Origin of the sequence: Albidovulum sp., from assembly GCF_041919395.1 — a bacterium.
Lineage (GTDB): Bacteria > Pseudomonadota > Alphaproteobacteria > Rhodobacterales > Rhodobacteraceae > Albidovulum.
The window spans coordinates 1-3,379 of sequence record NZ_JAYRTX010000164.1 but is presented as its reverse complement, the minus strand read 5'-3'; the positions used below and the strand labels follow the sequence as shown (position 1 = coordinate 3,379).

General features: G+C 71.4%; 3 protein-coding genes. 1 reads left to right on the top strand and 2 read right to left on the bottom strand.

Translation table 11 applies throughout. The features are described 5' to 3' along the window. A partial coding sequence (locus tag ACMUOO_RS16765; protein ID WP_413855768.1) for a YcjX family protein occupies positions 1 to 1,392 on the bottom strand: 1,392 nt, incomplete at its 3' end. A 94-nt stretch (positions 1,393 to 1,486) separates the two neighbouring features. On the opposite strand from ACMUOO_RS16765, the gene truA reads away from it, so the two are divergent. Next, a complete protein-coding gene (gene truA, locus ACMUOO_RS16760) occupies positions 1,487 to 2,254 on the top strand; it encodes a tRNA pseudouridine(38-40) synthase TruA (protein WP_301917871.1) in 768 nt (255 codons plus the stop codon). 136 nt (positions 2,255 to 2,390) lie between these two features. Here the strand turns inward: truA and ACMUOO_RS16755 are convergent. Further along, positions 2,391 to 3,379 (bottom strand): PolC-type DNA polymerase III (locus ACMUOO_RS16755; RefSeq protein ID WP_413855767.1); only part of this gene is annotated, 989 nt, incomplete at its 5' end.

Below are 3,379 nucleotides of genomic sequence, written 5' to 3'. Positions count from 1 at the left end.
GCCCAAGAGGAACTCCGCCGCTCGGTCGAGCCGGATGTGCGGCGGCCCCTCGCCCGGCTTCAGGTTCAGCCGCGCCGGCGCGAAGCTCATCACCCGGTAGTCTGCGTCGAGCCAGCCCGTCGCCCCCCGGCGCGCCGGGGAAAGGATCTCGGCCGCGTTCTGCGGCAGGTCCCCGGCATAGAACGTGGCCTCGCGCCCCGTCGCCAGAAGCCGGCCGCGCACGGCGTCGAGCACCCGGCCCTCGTGCGTCACCGTCTCCTCGACCGTGGCGCGCAGGGCCGCGATGGACATGGCGGCGGTGTCGGCGCCGGCGAAATCCGCCCGGTCCTTCGCCTCTCGGACGAGGGCCGCCATGATCGCCGTGAGGCGGGTGTGCTGGGTATGGTGCAGGTGATCGGCCTTGGTCGCGGCGAAAAGGATCCGCTCCACCCGCCGCGCGCCGAGAAGGCCCCTCAGCCAGCCGACCTTGCCGGGGCGGAAGGCCGCAAGGATATCGGCCATCGCGGTGCGCATGTCCTCCACCGCGCGCGGCCCGGAATGGATCGCGCCCAGCGCGTCCACAAGCACCACCTGCCGGTCGATGCGGGCGAAATGGTCGCGGAAGAAGGGCTTCACCACCTTCTCCTTGTAGGCTTCGAAGCGCCGTTCCATCTCGCGCCAGAGCGCGCCGCGCGGGGTCGCCGTGGCCGCGGGCAGCGGCGCGAAGGTCAGGACCGGCGAGCCAGCAAGCTCCCCCGGCAGGAGGAACCGGCCCGGCGTGCAGTCCGAGTAGCCCGCCGCCCGCGCGGCGGCGAGGTAGTGCGTGAAGGTCTCGGCCAGCGCCTTCGCCACCGTCTCCTCATGCGCCGCCGCCGCGTCGACGTTCGCCAGAGCCGCGAGATAGCCCGCCGCCTCGGCACGACCCGCGATCCGCGCGAGCACGTCGCCCGCCCAGCCGGCATAGCTCCGCCCAATGAGCCCGAGGTCCAGAAGCCATTCGCCGGGATAGTCGACGATGTCGAGGTGGAGCGTTCTCGGCCCCCGGACCCCGCCCAGAATCCCCGACTCCCTGAGCCGGAACGAGAGCCTGAGTTCGCTCACCGCCCGCGTGCTCTCCGGCCAGTGCGGCTCCGGTCCCGTCAGGGCCGCCAGATGCGCCTCGTAGTCGAACCGCGGCACGGTGTCGTCGGGCTGGGGTTGCAGGAAGGCCGAAAGGATGCGCCCCTCGGCCGCCGCCCTGAGCCCCGGCATCCGCCCCCGGTCCATCAGGTTGGCGACGAGCGCCGTGATGAACACGGTCTTGCCCGCGCGACTGAGACCCGTGACGCCCAGCCGGATCGCCGGATCGGAAAAGGGCTGCGCCAGCCCCTCGATCGTACGGCCGAGCGCCCCGGTGATGTCGGATAAAGCCAAAGCCTGCCCCTCGTCTTTGTTCAAAGATAGGCCGCCCTTCGCCGCAAGGGTAGGGGCGATTGCCAAGTCCCCCGCGCGGGCGTTAAAGGGGCGGATGCCTCGCTACGCGCTCAAGGTCGAATACCATGGCGGCCCCTTCGCGGGCTGGCAGCGCCAGACCGCGCAGCCATCGGTTCAGGCGACCGTGGAGGCCGCGCTCGCCCGGCTCGAAGCGGACATCCCCTCCATCGCCGCCGCCGGCCGCACCGACGCGGGCGTCCACGCCACGGGCCAGGTCGCGCATTGCGACCTCGCCAAGGAGTGGGAGCCGTTCCGCCTGATGGAGGCGCTGAACTGGCACCTGAAGCCCGCCCCCGTCGCCATCCTAGCCGCCGCGCGCGTCGCCCCGGACTTCCACGCCCGCTTCAGTGCCAGCGAACGGCGCTATACGTATCGCCTGATCGCCCGCCGCGCGCCGCTCACGCTCGGCGCAGGCCTCGCCTGGCGGGTGCTCCGGCCACTGGACGCCGAGGCGATGCGCGAGGCTGCGGAGCACCTTGTCGGCCGTCACGACTTCACCACCTTCCGCTCCACCCTCTGCCAGTCGAAGAGCCCCCTTAAGACGCTCGACGAGATCAGGATCGAGGATGTGGAAATACCCCACGGCCGCGAATACCGGTTTCACCTGCGCGCCCGAAGCTTCCTTCACAACCAGGTCCGTTCCATCGTCGGCACGCTCGAGCGCGCCGGCGCCGGAGCGTGGTCCCCCGCCGATGTGAAAGCCGCACTTCAGGCCCGCGACCGCGCCGCCTGCGGCCCCGTCGCGCCGCCCGACGGGCTCTGCCTCACCGGCGTCTCCTACCCGGAAGACCCCTTCGGCTGAAGGTCCGCGTTGCCGAAATACGCCACCCGCCCCGGCGCCGGCGGCTCCCCTTCCCCTCGAGGGGAGGCGATGAGAGGTGGGGGCGGCGCGGCGACAGCGACAGGGGCGGGGACGGGGACGGGGACGGGCCGCCCCATCAGGCGTTCAGGTCCTTCAGGAGCCGCCCATGTTTCCTGACCTCGGCCAAAAGGTCGCCGAAGGTGACCAGCCCCTTGCCCTTCAGCATCGGCAGGAGCTTGAGGAAGGCTTCCGCCGTGGCGATCGTGTCGCCGATTGCGGTGTGGCGCGCCTCCTCCGGGATGGTGATGCCGAGCCGGTGGCTCAGCGCGTCGAGGCTGTGAACCTCGGTCTGGCCGTAGACAACGGCCGAGAGGAGCACGGTATCGAGCACGGGGTTGTCGAAGGCGCGCCCGATCTCGACCTCGCGGCGCTTCAGGAAGGCCATGTCGAAGGGTGCGTTGTGGGCGATCAGCACCGCGTCCTCCGCGAACTTGTGGAAACGGGTCACCGCCTCCACAACGCCCGGCGCATCGACAACCATCGCGTCGGAGATTCCGTGCACCTCGGTCGCCCTGGCCGGGATCGGCCGGCCGGGGTTAACCAGCATGTCGAAGACCTCGCCCGCCACGCGGCGGCCGTTCACCAGCCGCAGCCCCGCGATCTGGCAGATCTCGTCGCCCTGGTCCGGCAGGAGTCCCGTCGTCTCGCTGTCGAAGACGACGTAGGTCAGCGTTTCGAGCGGAGTCTCCGCGAGTGCGGCCGCGGCGCGCGGGCGGAACAAGAGGTCGAAGTCGTAGACCACCTGCCGGGTGATCGGCTTGATGTTGCGCGCCGCATGTCGCGCGTCACGGATCGGCAGCCGGATCGCCGGCCGCCCGGCCGCGCCCGCCGCCGTTCCGGCCTCCGGCCAGCATTCGGTCGCATGGGTGGCGAGCACCGCGCGCCCGGTGACTTCGGCGGCGGGATCGACGGGCTCGGCCAGCCAGCCCTCCAGCATCCCGATGGAAAGAGGCAGCCCCGTCCAGTCGAGGCTGAGAAGGGCACCCGCCCCCTCTTCGGCGATTTCCAGCCGGAAGTCGGCCGCGTCGCCCCTTTCCGCAAGGCGGCGGACGAGGCCGGCGAGGA